This window comes from Klebsiella sp. 141251 (assembly GCF_050600725.1).
In the GTDB taxonomy this organism is placed as follows: domain Bacteria; phylum Pseudomonadota; class Gammaproteobacteria; order Enterobacterales; family Enterobacteriaceae; genus Klebsiella; species Klebsiella aerogenes.
Window position 1 is genome coordinate 151779 of the sequence record NZ_JAQIRG010000002.1, and the last position, 19289, is coordinate 171067.

At 55.7% G+C, this 19289-nt stretch carries 18 protein-coding genes and 1 pseudogene; 10 read left to right on the plus strand and 9 right to left on the minus strand.

The annotated features are described in order from the left end of the window. Positions 1-64: 64 nt before the first annotated feature. From dmsD to PGR09_RS05275, 5 genes are all read right to left on the minus strand, one after another. The gene (dmsD, locus tag PGR09_RS05255; protein WP_047064883.1) at positions 65-673 is read right to left on the minus strand and encodes a Tat proofreading chaperone DmsD; all 609 of its coding nucleotides are present in this window, start codon (positions 671-673) and stop codon (positions 65-67) included. 42 nt (positions 674-715) lie between these two features. Next, positions 716-1573 carry a DmsC/YnfH family molybdoenzyme membrane anchor subunit gene (locus tag PGR09_RS05260; RefSeq protein WP_430915864.1) on the minus strand — a complete coding sequence of 286 codons (858 nt, stop codon included), beginning with the start codon at positions 1571-1573 and terminating at the stop codon, positions 716-718. Position 1574: 1 nt separating this feature from the next. Next, positions 1575-2192, minus strand: a complete 618-nt coding sequence (locus PGR09_RS05265) for a DMSO/selenate family reductase complex B subunit (protein WP_430915865.1) — start codon at positions 2190-2192, stop codon at positions 1575-1577. A gap of 10 nt (positions 2193-2202) precedes the next feature. Continuing rightward, positions 2203-4638, minus strand: a complete 2436-nt coding sequence (ynfE, locus tag PGR09_RS05270) for a selenate/tellurate reductase subunit YnfE (protein WP_430915866.1) — start codon at positions 4636-4638, stop codon at positions 2203-2205. A gap of 148 nt (positions 4639-4786) precedes the next feature. Next, on the minus strand, positions 4787-5059 hold the full coding sequence (locus PGR09_RS05275) for a DUF1161 domain-containing protein (RefSeq protein WP_047048073.1): 273 nt from the start codon (positions 5057-5059) through the stop codon (positions 4787-4789). Between the two features lie 103 nt (positions 5060-5162). On the opposite strand from PGR09_RS05275, the gene PGR09_RS05280 reads away from it, so the two are divergent. Continuing rightward, entirely contained in the window at positions 5163-5873 is a 711-nt protein-coding gene (locus PGR09_RS05280) for a YnfC family lipoprotein (protein WP_045394624.1), read from the plus strand. Here the strand turns inward: PGR09_RS05280 and speG are convergent. Together speG and PGR09_RS05290 are read right to left on the minus strand one after the other, a co-directional pair. Next, on the minus strand, positions 5867-6427 hold the full coding sequence (gene speG, locus PGR09_RS05285; protein WP_015366764.1) for a spermidine N1-acetyltransferase: 561 nt from the start codon (positions 6425-6427) through the stop codon (positions 5867-5869). The genes PGR09_RS05280 and speG overlap by 7 nt on opposite strands. A 51-nt stretch (positions 6428-6478) precedes the next feature. Next, entirely contained in the window at positions 6479-6820 is a 342-nt protein-coding gene (locus PGR09_RS05290) for a DUF1283 family protein (RefSeq protein WP_015366763.1), read from the minus strand. An 86-nt stretch (positions 6821-6906) separates the two neighbouring features. Here PGR09_RS05290 and PGR09_RS05295 point away from each other — a divergent pair. From PGR09_RS05295 to PGR09_RS05325, 7 genes and pseudogenes are all read left to right on the plus strand, one after another. Then, a pseudogene (locus PGR09_RS05295) lies at positions 6907-7295 on the plus strand (YnfA family protein). Between the two features lie 132 nt (positions 7296-7427). Continuing rightward, complete coding sequence (locus PGR09_RS05300) at positions 7428-8711, plus strand: MFS transporter (protein ID WP_047048077.1); 1284 nt, start codon at positions 7428-7430, stop codon at positions 8709-8711. A gap of 143 nt (positions 8712-8854) precedes the next feature. After that, complete coding sequence (gene rspA / locus PGR09_RS05305; protein ID WP_047067372.1) at positions 8855-10069, plus strand: starvation-sensing protein RspA; 1215 nt, start codon at positions 8855-8857, stop codon at positions 10067-10069. 10 nt (positions 10070-10079) lie between these two features. Beyond that, positions 10080-11099 (plus strand): Zn-dependent oxidoreductase, encoded by a 1020-nt coding sequence (locus tag PGR09_RS05310; RefSeq protein WP_047048082.1) that lies wholly within the window; start codon positions 10080-10082, stop codon positions 11097-11099. A 42-nt stretch (positions 11100-11141) separates the two neighbouring features. Next, the gene (locus tag PGR09_RS05315; RefSeq protein WP_047048083.1) at positions 11142-12524 is read left to right on the plus strand and encodes an MFS transporter; all 1383 of its coding nucleotides are present in this window, start codon (positions 11142-11144) and stop codon (positions 12522-12524) included. A gap of 206 nt (positions 12525-12730) precedes the next feature. Next, on the plus strand, positions 12731-14194 hold the full coding sequence (locus PGR09_RS05320; protein ID WP_047048084.1) for a mannitol dehydrogenase family protein: 1464 nt from the start codon (positions 12731-12733) through the stop codon (positions 14192-14194). 249 nt (positions 14195-14443) lie between these two features. Then, positions 14444-14875 (plus strand): universal stress protein, encoded by a 432-nt coding sequence (locus PGR09_RS05325; RefSeq protein WP_047048088.1) that lies wholly within the window; start codon positions 14444-14446, stop codon positions 14873-14875. A 45-nt stretch (positions 14876-14920) separates the two neighbouring features. Here the strand turns inward: PGR09_RS05325 and PGR09_RS05330 are convergent, their stop codons facing one another. Further along, complete coding sequence (locus PGR09_RS05330) at positions 14921-15607, minus strand: GntR family transcriptional regulator (RefSeq protein WP_045394600.1); 687 nt, start codon at positions 15605-15607, stop codon at positions 14921-14923. Between the two features lie 93 nt (positions 15608-15700). Next, the gene (gene ydfG / locus PGR09_RS05335) at positions 15701-16450 is read right to left on the minus strand and encodes a bifunctional NADP-dependent 3-hydroxy acid dehydrogenase/3-hydroxypropionate dehydrogenase YdfG (protein ID WP_045394599.1); all 750 of its coding nucleotides are present in this window, start codon (positions 16448-16450) and stop codon (positions 15701-15703) included. Between the two features lie 172 nt (positions 16451-16622). Here ydfG and dcp point away from each other — a divergent pair, with 172 nt between their 5' ends. Both dcp and PGR09_RS05345 read left to right on the plus strand, forming a co-directional pair. After that, positions 16623-18662 carry a peptidyl-dipeptidase Dcp gene (gene dcp / locus PGR09_RS05340; RefSeq protein ID WP_430915867.1) on the plus strand — a complete coding sequence of 680 codons (2040 nt, stop codon included), beginning with the start codon at positions 16623-16625 and terminating at the stop codon, positions 18660-18662. Between the two features lie 354 nt (positions 18663-19016). Beyond that, the gene (locus tag PGR09_RS05345) at positions 19017-19277 is read left to right on the plus strand and encodes a hypothetical protein (protein ID WP_045394594.1); all 261 of its coding nucleotides are present in this window, start codon (positions 19017-19019) and stop codon (positions 19275-19277) included. Positions 19278-19289: the final 12 nt, after the last annotated feature.

Below are 19289 nucleotides of genomic sequence, written 5' to 3' on the forward strand. Positions count from 1 at the left end.
ATAGGGAATAACCTTAGATGCAAAAGCTATAAGTGCCGCGCCGGGGATCGACGCGGCCGGTGAGTTAACGATACAGCTGCTTTTCCGCTACCGCGATGGGCAGATTTACCTGCCATTCAGCCAATGTCATCTGCGCCAGTTGGCCCAGCGCCCGATAGAACGGATGCGCCGAATCCTCGATAAACACGCTTAAAAAGCGCCCGGACCACGGCAGCAGATGCCAGGCCAGCAGTTGCGCAAACAACTCATCCTGATTTGTTTCGCACAGCCACGCGGCCAGCAGCAGCAATGTACCGAAGTGATCTTCGGGTTCGTTGCGCTCAAGATCCAGCGCGATACCGCTGGCCCGCATCCATTCGCGTAGCGCAAGCGTCGAGTCGCCGAATAACACCGACTCTTTATCCAGCCACACCGAGCCCCACGGCGGAGCGGGCAGCGCCCATGGGCCGATAAACAGACGCTGCCAGGCTTGCGGCAGCGTCTCGTCGCTGCTGGCGGCGAATTCCATTGCCAGTGAATCCGAGACCGGGAACGGCCACTGCGGCTGCCAGCTACCATCGAGAAAAGCGGCGACCAGCGGCGCGTTTTGCTCGCTGTCCGGCGTAAAAGAGAACAGCGCGCCCAGCGTACGGGCGCTTAGTGCGACGGCGTCGCGATTTGGGATCTGCATCATTACCCTATTCCTTACTGCGGCGCGCACAGGCGCGCCGTCTCGTTAACCCGCAACCGCCATACCTACGGTCATATGCAGGCCATAAAACAGGCCGCGGCCTATACACTCCGCGACTAAAACCATTATCAGCCCGATCAATAACCCGGCGGCGCGCGGCGGCTGGCGGCGGAGAAGCGGACACAGCCAGCAGCCGAGACCGAGCGCCAGCAGGATCAGCCGTAGAACCTGCAGTCTGCCGTAATCCGGGAGAAGGGCGTTCGCCTGTTGTACTGAACTGTGGATCGTGCCGAGGTCAGCGCTTTGCAAGACAACAACGGCCACGCTGATGATGAGGGCGGCAGCGCTAATCGCGGCAAAAAACCAGCCGTTGAAGTCAACTTTCGCCAGCTTCAGCAGCAGGGCGGCGAACAGCGGCCCGCTGAGCAGTACCGTCAGGAAGAACGCGCTGGTAGTGTAGCCATTATACCACGTCGGCACGGTGTCAATTTGGTAGACGCGGGTCATCGCCATCACAAACAGCAGCCCCAGCAGCATGGTGAGAAACAACCAGATTTTGCCGAGCGCCGCCGGCATTTTTCCTGGCACCGCCAGTAGCCACCAGAATCCGCCAACGGCGAAGAAGAGGGCGCCGCTGGCGATTTCATTACTGAGCGCTGAAGCGCCAACGCGGTTCAGTGAATTAAATGCGCGTAGCGGCGAGCCGAGATGGATTACGGAAGCGAGAAAACCTATTCCCATCAATAGCCAGATAAAGAACATGCTGCGCACCAGCCGCTCTCGCGCTTCGCGCTGACCGGAGAGCGACACCCAGCCCAGGCCGCTGACGATGACTGCGCCAGCGACGCATTGCCCCAGTACCGTAAACAGAATCAACGGCCATTCATGCCATCCATTTCCCATTTCAGACCTCCTTCGGATTGGCCAGATAGCCGGTGGTATCGCCACACGGACGGCTGTTGGCGTTAGGTTTTATCACAATGCTCGGCCTGGTGAAGTGCGCTGAAGGCAGCGGCGCCACGGCGGCCAGCTGGCCGTGTTTTTCCCGCAGTTCGGCAATCGGCCCGAAGTCCAGCGCGCGCAGCGGGCAGGACTCGACGCAAATCGGTTTCTTGCGTTGTGCGACACGCTCGTGACAGCCGTCGCATTTGGTCATATGCCCTTTGGCGGCGTTGTACTGCGGCGCGCCATACGGGCAGGCCATATGGCAGTAGCGACAGCCGATGCACACCTCTTCATTGACCACCACAAAACCGTCTTCGCGCTTGTGCATCGCCCCGCTCGGGCAGACCTTGGTGCACGCCGGGTCTTCACAGTGGTTACAGGCGATAGAGAGGTAATAGGCGAAAACGTTCTGATTCCAGACGCCGTTGTCCTCCTGCCAGTCGCCGCCGGCATACTCATAGATACGACGGAAGCTGACGTCCGGCGTCAGGTTCTTGTAGTCTTTACAGGCCAGCTCGCAGGTTTTGCAGCCGGTGCAACGGGCGGAATCGATAAAAAATCCATATTGAGCGCTCATGGTTTACTCCTTAAACCTTCTCGATTTCGACCAGGTTGGTATGCTGCGGATTTCCCTTCGCCAGCGGTGAAGGCCGGTGGGTAGTGAGGGTATTCATGCAGGCGCCGTGGTCGACGCGATCGCCAGCCATATTGGCATCGTGCCATGCTCCCTGACCCATCGCCGTCACCCCAGGCATAATACGCGGCGTGACCTTTGCCGGAATACGCAGTTCGCCGCGCTGATTAAAGACGCGCACCATGTCGCCGTTGTTAATCCCGCGTTTTTCGGCATCGAGAGGGTTAAGCCACACTTCCTGACGGCAGGCCGCTTGTAAGACATCGACGTTGCCGTAGCTGGAGTGGGTACGCGCCTTATAATGGAAGCCAAACATTTGTAGCGGGAACTGGCTGCGTAACGGATCGTCCCAGCCTTCAAAGGTGGAGGCATAGACCGGCAGCGGACTGATGACGTCGCCTTTTTCCAGCTCCCAGCGGGCGGCAATTTCGGCGAGGCGGTTGGAGTAAATCTCAATTTTGCCGGAAGGCGTTTTTAGCGGATGCGCTTCAGGATCGCGACGGAAATCCCGATAGGCGACGAAATGGCCGTTCGGGTCTTTACGCTTGTAGATGCCCATTTTTTTGAGCTCGTCATAGCCCGGCAGCGCCGGATCTTTAGCGACCATTTTGGCGTACAGGTACTGTAACCACTGCTCCTGAGTCCGGCCTTCGGTGAAGCGCTGATGCACATCGTCGCCAAGGCGTTTTGCTACTTCACTTAAGATCCAGTAGATAGGTTTGCGTTCGAACTTCGCCGTGGTGGCGGGCTGGATGAAAATCAGATAGCCCATATTGCCGGCATAGTCGTTAGGAATGATATCTTCCTGTTCTACGGTCATCAGGTCCGGCAGCAGAATATCGGCATATTTTGCCGACGAGGTCATAAAGTTTTCGATAACCACGATCGTCGAGCATTTGCTCTCGTCCTGTAGAATATCGTGGGTTTTATTGATGTCGGAATGCTGGTTAATGATGGTGTTGCCAGCATAGTTCCACAGGAATTTGATGGGAACCGTCAGCTTCTCTTTGCCGCGCACGCCGTCACGGGTGGCGGTCATCTCCGGTCCGCGGGCGATAGCGTCGGTCCAGCTAAAGCAGGAGATGGCGGTTTTTACCGGATTTTCCAGTACCGGCAGACGCTCAATGGTGATGGTATAGGTCGATTCGCGGGCGCCGCTGTTGCCGCCGTTGATGCCGACGTTGCCGGTTAAAATCGGCAGCATGGCGATAGCCCGCGCGGAGAGTTCGCCGTTCGCCTGGCGCTGTGGCCCCCAGCCCTGGCAGATATAGGCGGGTTTGGTCATACCGATTTCGCGCGCCAGTTTAATGATGCGATCGGCGGGAATACCGGTAATACGCGAGGCCCACTGCGGCGTCTTGGCGGTAGCGTCGTCCCCCTGGCCGAGAATATAGGCTTTATAGTGGCCGTTGGCCGGAGCATCGGCCGGCAAGGTTTTCTCATCGTAGCCGACGCAGTATTTATCGAGGAACGGCTGGTCTACCAGATTTTCATTAATCAATACCCAGGCGATACCGGCGACCAGCGCCGCATCGGTACCGGGACGAATGGGGATCCACTCATCTTCACGCCCGGCCGCGGTATCGGTATAGCGTGGGTCGATGACGATCATGCGGGCGTTGGAACGCTCGCGGGCCTGCTCCAGGTACCAGGTAATGCCGCCGCCGCTCATGCGGGTTTCCGCCGGGTTATTGCCGAACATTACCACCAGTTTACTGTTTTCAATATCCGAAGTGCTGTTGCCGTCGTTGCTACCGTAGGTATAGGGCATGGCGCAGGCGATCTGCGCCGTACTGTAGGTGCCGTACTGGTTGAGCGATCCGCCGTAGCAGTTCATCAGCCGCATCACCGGCGAGGCGGAAGGGGAAGAGCGGGTCATATTGCCGCCGACAATCCCGGAAGAGTAGTTAATATAGACCGCTTCGTTGCCGTACTCTTTTACCACGCGTTTCAGACTTTCGGCGATGGTATCCAGCGCTTCGGTCCAACTAATGCGTTCGAATTTTCCTTCGCCGCGTTTGCCTACGCGTTTCATTGGGTAGTTAAGACGATCGGGGTGATTGATACGTCGGCGGATAGAACGCCCGCGCAGGCAGGCGCGAACCTGATGATCGCCGTAAATATCATGGCCGGTATTATCGGTCTCCACCCACACCACTTCGTTGTCGCGAACGTGCAGGCGCAGCGCGCAGCGGCTGCCGCAGTTAACCGAGCAGGCACCCCAGACGGTTTTTTCTTCTGCTCCGGTGGCTTGCTGCACGGCGGCGGCCGCGGCGCGTAGACTGAAAGGCAACGACAGGCCGCCGGCGGCCAGGGCCAGGGAACCGATTGCTGAGGATTTTATGAGGGCGCGACGACTGACGCCGCCGGGATGTTCAGGGTTGGACATTGTGCTCACTCCATGATTTTTATTATGCGAAATGCCGCTGGCAACCGCAGGATTGCTGGCGCATGGGTGAGGAATAATACTTAAATAGGGGTAGGTGAATCTTATCTCCGGTCAACCAGAGATAAGATCCTTCACTCGAAAGCGGCGGTTATTGCCCGTCTGAATCGGTCGCCGTCGCGTCGCCGTTGCGGGTATAGATTATCTTGAAGGTGTCGTTAGCGCAGTGGCCAACCACCTGAGCGCCGGGCTGGTCAGGCTGATCATTCGGTACAATGGCCAGGCTGAAACCAGAAGCCGGAACGCCGTTGTTGATGATCTTTTGCTGGATCTCGCCCTTTACCCGCTCGCAGGAGTCCGGCGCTGCCAGTGCGGATGCCGAACCCAGCAGCAGGACCGCGCACAACCATGGGGATAGTTTCATCATAAGCTCCTTATTGATGTCATCCATTTTTAAGCATAGCAGAATTGGTGTAAATAATTGTATTTGCTAAAATGATTGGAATATTCCCAAAAAGGTAGCGGCTGTGAATAAACTGTTTTTGCTGATCCCGGCAGCGTTGCTGCTCAGCGCCTGCGATAAGCCGTCAACGCCGGCGGCGTTTACCCCGGAGATGGCCAGTTTTTCCAATGAGTTTGAGTTCGACCCGCTGCGCGGCCCGGTGAAAACGTTTACTCAGATCCTGTTCGACGACCAGGGGGAAATGGTGAAGCGGGTGCGTGCCCAGGTGTCGGCAGAAGGGTGTTTTGATCTGCTGGATTTTACCGACCTCGAAAACAAAACCGGCGCCACGCTGGTACTTGACGCGAATTACTATCTGGATGCGCAAACGCAGGAGAAACGCCTGCGGCTGCAGGGGAAATGCCAGCTCGCCGAGATGCCGGCGGCGGGCGTCAGCTGGGAGACCGATGACAACGGGTTTGTGGTGACGGCTCGCGGGAAAGAAAGCACTTCCAGCTATCGCTATGACAGCGAAGGTTATCCGCTGGGCAAAACCACCACCGCGAAAGATGAGCGCTTCAGCGTCGTATCGACGCCGTCCACCGATCCGCGTAAAAAGCTCGATTACAGCGCGGTGAGCGTATTTAACGACCGCGCGTTAGGTAAGGTGAAGCAAACCTGCGACTATGACGATCACGACAACCCGATCCGCTGTGAGATGCAGGTTGTCGATGAAAGCGTCCAGCCGGCGGTGACGCGACACTACAGCATCAAAAACACTATCGACTACTACTGAGCGGTGGGCTTGAGCAGCGTCTGGCCTTGAGGACGATGTTTCTCAAGGTACTGATGCTGGAACAGGCACATGCGAATGGTATTGCGGTATTCGCCGTTGATAAAGAACTCGTGAATCAGCTCTCCTTCGACCATGAAACCGAGTTTGCGGTAGATGTGGATCGCTTTTTCGTTTTCTTTATCAACAATCAGATACAGCTTATACAAATTGAGAACGGTAAAGCCGTAGTCCATTGCCAGCTTAGCGGCGCGCGTCGCCAGCCCTTTGCCCTGATATTCCGGGGAGATGATAATCTGGAACTCGGCGCGACGGTGAACGTGGTTTATCTCCACCAGTTCAACCAGCCCGGCTTTTTCGCCATCGCATTCGATAACGAAACGGCGTTCACTTTGATCGTGAATGTGTTTGTCGTAAAGGTCAGAGAGTTCGACGAAGGCCTCGTAAGGTTCTTCAAACCAGTAACGCATTACGCTGGCGTTATTATCAAGCTGGTGGACGAAGCGCAGGTCTTCGCGCTCAAGCGGGCGGAGTTTGACGTGAGGGGCGTCAGACATGGGAAATCCTGTGTGCATTAATAGAGGATGGCGCCCACGGGCGCCGGGGAATTATGGCGTAATAACGCGACCAGTGCGGCGGTCAAGACAGCGCAGGGTGTTGGGTTCCCAGTAGGCGTTGACGTTGGCGCTCTTCTGGCAGTTATCCTGCGCATCGAAGGCGACGTCGGTTTTGTCCCACTCTTTCTCCGCGCGTTTATTTACCTTCTGCCGTAGCGAGCGGGTATCGTTCCACTGCTCTTTTTCCATTGCGGCTTGCTGACGGCTCTGCGCGCTGTCGCCGGACTCGATCACCAGTTTGTCGGTTTGCGCGAAGGACGAAGCGGTATAGACCATTGCGCTTGCCGCCAGCAGGGCGGTCAGGCACCAGCGTTTATTGCGTGTCATTTTCATCACGATTTCCTTTGAGTGATAAAAAGGGTTAACCAGTTGGACAAGTTTACTACAACTCGCTACCCGCGCCTACCGGACAAAATGGCATGGGTGCCTGCGCATTATCGCGTACACTAGTGCAACAAATTGTCTCATTTACCAAACTTTAATGCTGAAAACCACGTTACTTTTCTTTGCTACCGCGCTGTGCGAAATCATCGGCTGTTACCTGCCGTGGCTATGGCTGAAGCGGGGCGGTTCGCCGCTGCTGTTGATCCCGACCGCGATGGCGCTGGCGATGTTCGTCTGGCTACTGACCCTGCACCCGGAGGCCAGCGGCAGAGTCTATGCCGCTTATGGCGGCGTCTACGTCTGCACCGCGCTGCTGTGGCTGCGTTTCGTCGATGGTGTGAAGCTAAGTCACTTTGACTGGGCGGGGGCCGCGATTGCGCTATGCGGCATGCTGATCATCGTTGCTGGCTGGGGGCGGGCATAGCGTCTTGTAGCAGGATAAAAAATCGCCCTTTGTGATCTTCCACGCTAATTTCAACCTTAATTCTTGTATGGTAGCCGACTAGTTGCCTTACTTACCCTAAACGCATCGTGCTGTTTATCGTAAGAGGCAATTATGGCTACACAAACCCTTGCCAGCGAAGCTGGCGCCAAACCCGTGCGCATTGGCCGGGTGCAAAAAGTCACCCTGACGCTGCTGTTCATCGCCGGTATCGTCAACTTCCTCGATCGTTCGTCATTAAGCGTTGCCGGTGAGGCTATTCGCGGCGATCTCGGGCTTAGCGCGACGGAATTCGGCGTGCTGCTGTCGGCGTTCTCTCTGTCATACGGCTTTGCTCAACTGCCCTCGGGTATTTTGCTCGATCGCTTCGGCCCGCGAATTGTATTGGGGGCAGGGCTGATTTTCTGGTCACTGATGCAGGCGCTAACCGGGGTGGTGAACTCCTTTAGCCACTTTATTTTGCTCCGTATTGGCCTCGGGATTGGCGAAGCGCCGTTTATGCCGGCGGGGGTAAAATCCATTACCGACTGGTACGTACAAAAAGAACGCGGTACCGCGGTCGGCATCTTTAACTCCTCAACGGTGCTTGGCCAGGCGATCGCGCCGCCGGCGCTGGTGCTGATGCAGATAGCCTGGGGCTGGCGCACCATGTTCGTGGTTATCGGCCTTGCCGGGATCGTTGTGGGCCTGTGCTGGTACGCGTGGTATCGCAACCGCGCGCAGTTCGATCTGCAACAGGAGGAGCGCCAGTATCTGGCGGCGCCGGAAAAAGCGCGCCCAACGCTGGTATTCAGCGAGTGGCTGGCGCTGTTCAAACGGCGCACCACCTGGGGAATGATTTTAGGCTTCTCCGGGGTTAACTATACCGGCTGGCTGTATATCGCGTGGCTGCCCGGTTATCTGCAGGCGCAGCAGGGATTGAGCCTGGCGAAAACCGGCTGGGTGGCGGCAATCCCGTTTCTGGCCGCGGCGGTGGGCATGTGGGTCAATGGGCTGGTGGTCGATGCGCTGGCGCGCCGCGGGTACGATCTGGCGAAAACGCGCAAAACGGCCATTGTGGTTGGCCTGACGCTTTCTGCGCTCGGCACGCTGCTGGTGGTGCAATCGAGTTCGCCGACCCAGGCGGTGGCGTTTATCTCCATGGCGCTATTCTGCGTCCACTTTGCCGGGACCTCGGCCTGGGGGCTGGTTCAGGTGATGGTTAGCGAGAATAAAGTCGCGTCTGTGGCGGCGATCCAGAACTTCGGCAGCTTTGTTTTCGCCTCTTTTGCGCCGGTTGTCACCGGTTGGGTAGTGGACACCACGCACTCCTTTAACCTGGCCTTAGTCATCGCCGCCTGTGTGACCTTTACCGGCGCGCTGTGCTATTTCTTCATCGTAAAAGACCGCATTAATTAATCGCTAACGGGGGGACGCCTGGCGCCCCCCGCAACCACATCCGTTTGTGATCCTTCGCATCTTTTTTAAATATCATACTTGTATGGTAGTAGGTCTGGTGATTTAATTTTGATCACTAACCGCACAGATGTAAGGAATTACCCATGAAGATCGTTGCCGCCGACGTGTTCGTTACCTGCCCAGGGCGTAACTTCGTCACCTTAAAAATCACCACCGATGACGGGATTGTCGGCCTCGGTGATGCCACGCTCAACGGCCGTGAATTGTCGGTCGCCTCATACCTGAAAGATCACCTTTGTCCGCAGCTGATTGGCCGTGATGCTCACCGCATCGAAGATATCTGGCAGTTCTTCTACAAAGGCGCCTACTGGCGCCGCGGTCCGGTGACCATGTCGGCTATTTCCGCCGTTGATATGGCGCTGTGGGATATCAAAGCCAAAGCCGCCGGAATGCCGCTTTACCAACTGCTGGGCGGCGCCTCGCGCGAAGGGGTGATGGTCTACTGCCACACCACCGGTCATTCCATTGATGAAGTGCTGGACGACTACGCCCGCCATCAGGAAATGGGTTTTAAGGCGATCCGCGTGCAGTGCGGTATTCCGGGGATGAAAACCACCTACGGCATGGCCAAGGGCAAAGGTCAGGCATACGAGCCGGCGACCAAAGGCGTGTGGCCGGAAGAGCAGCTGTGGTCAACGGAGAAATATCTGGATTTCACCCCGCGGCTATTTGCCGCCGTGCGCGAACGATTTGGTTTCAACGAGCATTTACTGCACGACATGCACCATCGCCTGACGCCGATCGAGGCGGCGCGATTTGGTAAAAGCATTGAGGAGTATCGTCTGTTCTGGATGGAAGATCCGACACCGGCAGAGAATCAGGCGTGCTTCCGCTTAATTCGCCAGCATACCGTCACGCCGATTGCCGTCGGCGAAGTCTTTAATAGCATCTGGGATTGCAAACAGCTGATTGAAGAACAGCTCATTGATTATATCCGCACCACTATTACCCACGCTGGCGGGATCAGCGGCATGCGGCGCATCGCCGATTTTGCTTCATTGTACCAGGTTCGCACCGGCTCTCACGGGCCGTCCGATCTCTCTCCGGTATGCATGGCGGCGGCGCTGCATTTCGATCTGTGGGTGCCAAATTTCGGCGTTCAGGAGTACATGGGCTATTCCGAACAGATGTTGGAGGTCTTCCCGCATAGCTGGCGTTTTGACAATGGCTATATGCATCCGGGCGATAAACCAGGGCTGGGCATTGAGTTCGACGAGAAGCTGGCGGCGAAATACCCCTATGAACCCGCCTGTCTGCCGGTGGCGCGCCTCGAAGATGGCACTTTGTGGAATTGGTAAGGAGAGAAAAATGAAAAGTATTGTTATCCAACAGCCGAACGCGCTGGCGATTGAAGAACGGCCATTGCCGCAGCCGGGGAACGGGGAAGTGCGGGTAAAGGTGAAACTGGCGGGAATTTGCGGCTCAGATAGCCACATCTATCGTGGACATAATCCGTTCGCCAAATATCCGCGGGTCATTGGCCACGAGTTTTTCGGCGTGATTGATGCCGTGGGCGAGGGCGTGACGGATAAAGTCGTGGGCCAGCGGGTGACGGTTGATCCGGTGATCAGCTGCGGCCACTGTTATCCCTGTTCGGTCGGTAAGCCCAACGTCTGCGCGTCGCTGGTGGTGCTGGGCGTGCATCGCGATGGCGGGTTTAGCGAATACGCGGTGGTACCGGCCAAAAATGCCTGGCCGGTGCCGGAGAACGTGAGCGACCATCATGCGGTAATGGTGGAGCCCTTTACTATTGCGGCGAATGTCACCGGCCAGGCTAAACCACGCGAACAGGATATCGCGCTGGTCTACGGCGCTGGGCCGATGGGGCTGACCACCATTCAGGTGCTCAAGCGCGTCTATAACGTGCGGCAGGTGATCGTCGCCGACCAGATCCCTGAGCGTTTGCAGATGGCGCAGCAAAACGGCGCCGACTGGACCATTAATAATAAGGAGCAACCGCTGGCGCAGGCGCTGGAAGCGCAGGGTATCCGGCCGACGCTGATTATCGACGCCGCCTGCCACCCGGCGATTTTCCCAGAGGCCATCGCACTGGCTTCGCCGGCAGGCAGGATTGTGCTGATGGGCTTTTCTACCGAACCGTCAATGGTGGCGCAGCAGGGGATCACCGGCAAAGAGCTCACTATTTATTCGTCCAGGCTCAATGCCAATAAATTCCCGCTGGTTCTCGAATGGTTGGCAAACGGCTTAATTAATCCGGATCGGCTAATCACCCATCAGTTTGCTTTTGAGCATGTTGTCGATGCCATGACGTTATTTGAAGAAGACCGCAAGCATTGTTGTAAGGTGTTATTAACCTTCAACGCATAAATATAAATAACCTCGCTGTATCCTACTTTAGAGATTATTATTATGACGACAGCTAAAAATGAGAGAAGCACTACGGATCTTATCCGCGCCGCGGTATCCGGCTGGCTTGGCACGGCACTGGAATTTATGGATTTCCAGCTTTATTCTTTAGGCGCCGCGCTGGTCTTTCATGAGATATTTTTCCCGGAGCAGTCGGCGGCCATGGCGCTGATATTAGCGATGGGAACCTATGGCGCAGGATATATTGCGCGGATCGTCGGCGCTTTCATATTCGGTAAAATGGGGGATCGCATCGGGCGTAAAAAGGTTCTGTTTATTACCATCACCATGATGGGCATTTGCACCACGTTAATCGGCGTATTACCCACCTATGCGCAGATTGGTATTTTTGCGCCGGTGTTACTGGTGACCCTGCGTATTATTCAGGGGCTGGGAGCGGGCGCCGAAATTTCCGGCGCCGGTACCATGCTGGCGGAATATGCGCCGAAAGGGAAACGCGGCATCATCTCTTCTCTGGTGGCGATGGGCACCAACTGCGGGACGCTGAGCGCCACGGCCATCTGGGCAGTGATGTTCTTCCTGCTCGATCGCGAACAACTCATCGCCTGGGGCTGGCGTATTCCGTTCCTTGCAAGCGTCGTGGTAATGATCTTTGCCATTTGGCTGCGTTTAAATCTGAAAGAGAGCCCGGTATTTGAACAGGTCAACGAAGCCGATGAAGTTAAGGCTAAAGCCGCCGCCGCGCAAAATACCTTCGGCGCGATGTTAAAAAGTAAATCATTCTGGCTGGCGACCGGTTTACGCTTTGGACAGGCCGGTAATTCCGGTTTATTGCAAACATTTCTCGCGGGATATCTGGTTCAAAGTCTATTATTTGATAAAGCGATTCCGACCGATGCCTTAATGATTAGCTCAGTGATTGGCTTTATTACTATCCCACTGTTAGGCTGGCTATCGGATAAAGTTGGGCGCCGTTTACCTTATATTATCGTCAATATTTCCGCCATTATTCTGGCCTGGCCGATGCTGGCTATTATTGTCGATAAAAGCTATAGCGCCAGCACCATTATGCTGTCCCTGATTGTTATTCATAACGTGGCGGTACTGGGTCTGTTTGCGCTGGAAAATATCACCATGGCGGAAATGTTCGGCTCGCGTAATCGCTTTACCAGAATGGCTATCTCAAAAGAGGCCGGCGGCCTGGTGGCGGTGGGATTCGGACCGGTGCTGGCCGGTATCTTCTGTAACGTAACCGGTTCGTGGTGGCCGATTGTCGCGATGCTGATCTGTTATTCAGCTATCGGTCTCATCTCGTCATTACTGATGCCGGAAGTGTGTGACCGTGACCTGAGTCTGGACCACGATGCGGCGGACGCCGGTACGCGTCAGGCGCTAAACGCGAATGGCCAATACGCGAAATCATAATCTCATCGTTAACGTTATCTAGCCGGGATACTCCCGGCTCATCCCCGCCATTGCGCGCAGGATCACGAAACGCGACAGCGCCGGATCTTCTTGTATGGTAGTTGATGAAAATCAAAGATGTCATACCAATTGCGTGCGATGGTTTACCTCACCAAAACATTCTGTTTGAGAATGATTTATCAGTCATCATAAAAATGAGAGACACCATGGAAAACACGCTTTTAAACGCCAGGGCAACGCTTCCTTCTTACGATCGCAGCAAGCTGGTTTCTCGCATCGTTCATCTCGGTTTTGGGGCTTTTCACCGCGCCCATCAGGCGGTGTATGCCGATATCCTTGCCGCCGAACACGGCAGCGACTGGGGCTATACCGAAGTGAACCTCATTGGCGGTGAGCAGCAGATTGCCGATTTGCAACAGCAGGACCTGCTCTATACGGTGGCTGAAATGTCCGCCGATGCCTGGACCGCACGCGTCGTCGGCGTGGTGAAGCAGGCGATGCATGCGCAGGTCGATGGCCTGGAAAGCGTGTTGGCGAAAATGTGCGAGCCTCAGGTAGCGATTGTCTCGCTGACCATCACCGAAAAAGGCTACTGCCACTCTCCGGCCACCGGTCAGCTGCAGCTTGATAACCCGCTGATTGCCGCCGATCTGCAAACTCCACACCAGCCGAAATCGGCGCCGGGCGTGGTGGTAGAAGCGCTGGCGCGCCGTCGCGCCGCCGGTCTGCCGGCTTTCAGCGTCATGTCCTGCGACAATATGCCGGAAAACGGCCACGTAATGCGAAACGTAGTTTGTGCGTATGCCCGCGCCGTGGATGACGAACTGGCGCAGTGGATTGAGCAGAACGTGACGTTCCCTTCCACAATGGTCGACCGCATCGTTCCGGCAGTGACCGCTGATACGCTGGATAAAATTGAACAACTCACCGGGGTGCGCGATCCGGCCGGTGTGGCCTGTGAACCGTTCCGCCAGTGGGTTATCGAAGATAACTTCGTCGCCGGTCGTCCGCAGTGGGAGAAAGCCGGCGCGGAGCTGGTCACTGACGTCGTGCCGTTTGAGGAGATGAAGCTGCGAATGCTCAACGGCAGCCATTCGTTCCTCGCTTATCTGGGCTATCTCGCCGGTTATCAGCATATCAATGATTGCATGCAGGATGATAACTACCGCCGCGCCGCGCAGGCGTTAATGTTGCAAGAGCAAGCGCCGACGCTGAGTGTACAGGGCGTGGATCTGGCGCGTTATGCGGGTTTGCTCATTGAGCGTTATAGCAATCCGGCGCTTAAGCACCGCACCTGGCAGATTGCGATGGACGGTAGCCAGAAGCTCCCGCAACGTATGTTGGACTCCGTGCGCTGGCACCTGGCGCATCACAGTGATTTCAGCCTGCTGGCGCTGGGTATTGCCGGCTGGATGCGCTACGTGAGCGGTGTCGATGACAAGGGGCAGGCGATTGAAATCAGCGATCCGCTACTGCCGGTCATTCAACAGGCGGTGCAGGGTAGTAAAGAGGGTAGCGAACGCGTGCAGGCGCTGCTGGGTATTAAGGCCATTTTCGGCGAAAGTCTGCCGCAGGAACCGCGTTTTGTCGATGCGGTGACGGCGGCGTATCTCTCTTTACAGATTCACGGCGCCAAGGCGACCGTCGCCGAATGGGCTAAAGGCCAGTAAAAAAACATCATTCCATTCATAGCCCGGCATCGCATAGCGAGTCGGGCTATTTTTGTATTAGCAATACGAATAGCCTCTGATATTTCCCGTCTATACATAACTCTAACTTTCCATAATTAATTATATATTGTTGATGTTTATTTTTATCTCTGAAGTATTTATTTGGGTGATTGATCGTATTCCCGCACGCTTAAATATGGCAGAATAAAATCCCCCCAACGGTTTCTTCAGGACTAAGGAGCTCAGGCTATGTACAAAAAGATATTATTGCCGGTCGATGTGTTTGAAATGGATTTAAGCGATAAGGCCGTTCGTCACGCGGATTTTTTAGCATCTGCCGAAGAAGGTGAAATCACGTTGCTGAACGTGCTGCCAAACAGCACCAGTTCTTTGCTGCGCGGCTTTACGGCGGATATTCGTAAATTTGAAGCCTTCATGAAAGAGGAGTCGGAAAAGAAAATGCGCGATCTGTCGCGATTGTTTTCAATCCCGGCGTCGCGGATCCATACCCGCATTGTTTTTGGCAATGTGCGTGATGAAATATTAGCGCTGAGCGAAAAAGAGAATTTTGACGTTATCGTTATTGGTTCACGCAAGCCGGGGATATCAACTCATCTCCTCGGTTCTAACGCCGAATCCGTTTTACGCTATGCCAAAATTCCGGTGTTAGTGGTTCGGTAATCTATTTTACGGCAGCTGACGCAACGTTGGCTGCCGCTTAACCCATTATTCTTCGCTGAACCACTCGCTATTTTCCTGACGAATCAACAAAACCGACTCGCTAATTTCATGCAGGTGAATATTCATCGCCTTTTCTACGGCATCAAGATCGCGTTTTTCCAGTGCCTGAAAAATATCGAGATGCTGACGCAGCAGCATATCGGGCGGAGTCACGTGGTCAAGGCTCATATAGCGTACCCGATCGATGGTCGCCTTGATATTTTCAATGGTGTCCCACGCCAGCTGGCAGTCGGCGATAAGGGATAATTTCTGGTGAAATTCATCATCGAGCTGGAAAAAATCATTGAGCTGCTGACGTTCAACCGCCACCCGCTGCTGGTTGAGGTTTTGTTCCAGCTGATAGAGCTGTTCATCGTTGATCATCGTTCCTGCGCGGCGCACTACCGCGCACTCAATGGCCTGACGTACGAAACAGCCGTTGCGCACCTGGGTCATTGAGATTTTATTCACATAGCTGCCGCGCTGGGGACGGATCTGAATCAACCCGTTTTCCGCTAATTTGATGAAGGCTTCCCGTACCGGCTGGCGCGAAACATCAAACCGCACCGACACCTCTTTCTCTGACAGCGGGGTTCCCGGCGGGATCAGGCAATGGACAATATCCCGACGAAGGATGCGATAGATTTGCTGATTGACGGGCTGGGTCGGATTCAGTTGCGTTTCTGCGGCCATTGATGATTACTTTTTAATGGGTTATGAGCATTATTTTACTCGTTTTTTGCCGTTCCGCCCAGACCTGGCCCGCAGGCCAGGCCGCTGAGGGCGTTAGCCCTGACGATGGACGCTGAGCCCGGCGAAGCTCTGGCTGACCGGCATCATTTCCAGCGTGTTAATGTTGACATGTTTCGGCAGATTCGCGACCCACCACACCGCTTCGGTGACATCTTCCGGCGTCAGCGCCTGGGTGTTCTCGTAAGTTTTACCGGCTTTCGCATCGTCGCCTTTAAAACGGACGTTGGAGAACTCGGTGCCGCCTACCAGGCCCGGCTCGATATCGGTGACGCGAACCGCGGTGCCGTGCAAATCAGTGCGCAGATTCAGGCTGAACTGGCGTACGAAAGCTTTGGTCGCGCCGTAGACGTTGCCGCCGGCGTAGGGCCAGCTACCGGCGGTCGAACCGATATTAATAATATGGCCGCGATTACGCTCCACCATCCCCGGCAACACCGCGCGGGTCATGTACACCAGGCCTTTATTATTGGTATCGATCATGTCTTCCCAGTCTTCGACGCTGGCGCGATGAGCGGGTTCCAGACCCAATGCCAGGCCGGCGTTATTCACCAGAACATCGATAGACTGCCAGTCCGCGGGCAGCCCGGCAATCATCTCTTCGATGGCGGCGCGATTACGCACGTCGAGTTGCGCGGTATACAGGTTATCGCCAAGCTCCTCTTTGAGCGTCTTCAGGCGCTCTTCACGACGCCCGGTGGCGATCACTTTGTGGCCGTTAGCGATAAAACGACGAGTAATACTTTCGCCAAATCCAGCAGTTGCACCAGTCACCAGAATAATCATCTTACTGTTCCTCAAAGCTTTTTGTGTTGTCATAACATAGCACGCGTTAACGCCGCGCGGTAAAGGAAAATCGTATCGTCATCTGTTGGTATAGCGCGCTGGCTGGATAAATCATTGCGGCCAATCAATGAGTTGCCTAATCTTAGTGGATACCCGCGTTCAGGAGAGAATGATGACGGACAATAATCCCTTTTTACACGTCAGCCTGCTGCCGTACCAGGCGCCGCATTTTGATTTGATTGCAGATAGCCATTATCGCCCGGCTTTTGATGAGGGCGTTCGGCGCCAGCGCGAGGAGATTGCGGCAATCGTCAACAATCCGGCGCCGGCGGATTTTGACAATACCCTGGTCGCGCTGGAGCAGAGCGGCAAGCTCCTGGGCCGGGTGACCCGGGTCTTTTTCGCTATGGCCGGGGCGAATACTAATCCGCTGATACAGCAACTGGATGAACAATTCTCCGCCGAGCTCGCCGAGCTTGGCAACGATATCTGGCTCAACGATGCGCTGTACCAGCGAGTCAAACAGGTCTGGCAGCAGCGCGACGCCCTGAATCTGGATCCGGAGTCGCGGCGTCTGCTTGAGGTGAGCTGGCAGCGTTTCCAGCTGGTGGGAGCCGCGCTGGCGCAAGAGCAGAAAACCGCGCTAAAAGCATTGAATACCGAGGAGGCGTCGCTGCAAAGTCAGTTCCAGCAGCGTCTGCTGGCGGCGGTGAAGTCCGGCGGTCTGGTTGTCGATTATCAACACCAGCTCGACGGGCTGGCCGCGGATGAGATTGCCGCCGCCGCCGATGCCGCGCGCGATAAAGGCCTGCAGGACCGTTGGCTGCTGGCGCTGACCAATACCACCCAGCAACCGGCGCTACAGGCCCTTGCCGATCGCCAGACCCGGCACAATCTATTCACTGCAGGCTGGACGCGTAACCAGAAGGGCGATGCCAACGACATCCGTGAACTGGTTTTGCGGCTGGCGGAAATCCGCGCGCGTAAGGCCGCATTGCTCGGCGTCGCCGATTACGCGAGCTGGTCGATGGCTGACCAGATGGCGAAAACGCCGTCTGAGGCTTTGGCTTTTATGCGCCGCATCGCGCCGGCGGCCCGCCGTCGCGCCGAACAGGAGCTTGCCGATATCCAGCAGGTTATTGATGAAGAGGGTGGCGATTTTCAGGCTGCGGCCTGGGACTGGTTATATTACGGCGAGCAGGTGCGGCGCGCTAAATTCGCCATCGATGAAGCGCAGCTAAAACCCTATTTCGCCCTGGATCGGGTGCTGGAAGATGGCGTGTTCTGGACCGCCTCCCAACTGTTTGGCATTCGTTTTGTCGAACGTTTTGATATTCCGCTTTACCATCCCGATGTACGGGTATGGGAAATCTTTGATGCCAACGGCGAAGGAATGGCGCTGTTTTACGGCGACTACTTCTCGCGTGACAGCAAAAGCTGTGGCGCCTGGATGGATGTGTTTGTCGAGCAATCGACGCTGCGTGCCCAGCGTCCGGTGATTTACAACGTTTGCAACTACCAGAAACCAAAAGCCGGCGGCTGCGCGCTGCTATCGTGGGATGACGTCATCACGCTGTTCCACGAATTTGGCCATGCGCTGCACGGCCTGTTCGCTAACCAGCGCTATGCGAGTCTTTCAGGCACCAATACGCCGCGTGATTTCGTGGAATTCCCGTCGCAGATTTATGAACATTGGGCCAGCGAGCCGCAGGTCTTCGCCCATTATGCGAAGCACTACCAGACCGGCGAAGCCATGCCCGATGATCTGCGCGACAGCATGTTCCGCGCCTCAACGTTCAATAAGGGTTATGACATGAGCGAACTACTGGCGGCGGCGCTGCTTGACATGCGCTGGCACAGCGTCACCCCGCAGGCGCTGCCGCAGGATGTCGATGCTTTTGAACAGCAATCGCTGCGCGAGGAGCAGATGGATCTGGCGGCGGTTCCGCCGCGCTATCGCAGCAGCTATTTCTCGCATATTTTCGGCGGCGGTTATGCGGCGGGCTACTATGCCTATTTGTGGACGCAAATGCTTGCCGACGATGGTTATCAGTGGTTTGTCGAGCAGGGGGGATTAACCCGGGAAAACGGTCAACGTTTCCGCGAGGCGATTTTGTCGCGCGGTAATAGCTGCGATCTCGAAGCGCTGTATCGCGACTGGCGCGGGCACGATCCGCTGATCGAGCCGATGTTGAAAAATCGCGGCTTGTAGATACTGTGCTATTCGTCGCCGCCCGGTTTTTTCTCCGAGGCGGCGCATCGCGTCTTGTCCGGCTACCAAATAGCTCAGCATCCCACTGTAACCAATGTACATTTTGCGACCATTCTCAACGCCCTGAGCAACAAATAAGAGTTGTTAAGATTCACAATTCCACTTTTTTCCTTCATCATTTGTCGGCCTTTACTACTAATAATGCGTGCTTACAAAGTGCAATTCGTTTTTTTTTATACTCCAGGCCGCTATGAACTATAAAAAAGTACATACGACGATTTTTTTTCCTGCGGCGCTTCAGCGTGGCCAGGGACTTGTTCAATGACATTTTTGACCCCACTCGGGAGGAACACAGTGCACCCGTTAATTAAGGTCATGCTGGTGGGCGGCAAAGCAGATGGTCTGCTGGTTAGCGTCGCCGATACCGCGACGGAAGTTTCCGTCACTCCTGCGCAGTACGGCGCGCCATCCGGACAGCCGTTGAACTACCGGGTCGTGTCGCAGGTTATTGATGATGAACGCCTGTTTTTCGGCGTCTTTAGTGATTCACATCTGGATGCCGATAAACTCGCCAGAGTCGCGCTAACGCGCGGGATGAAAAAATCGCTCAGTTGAGCATCGGCGCGC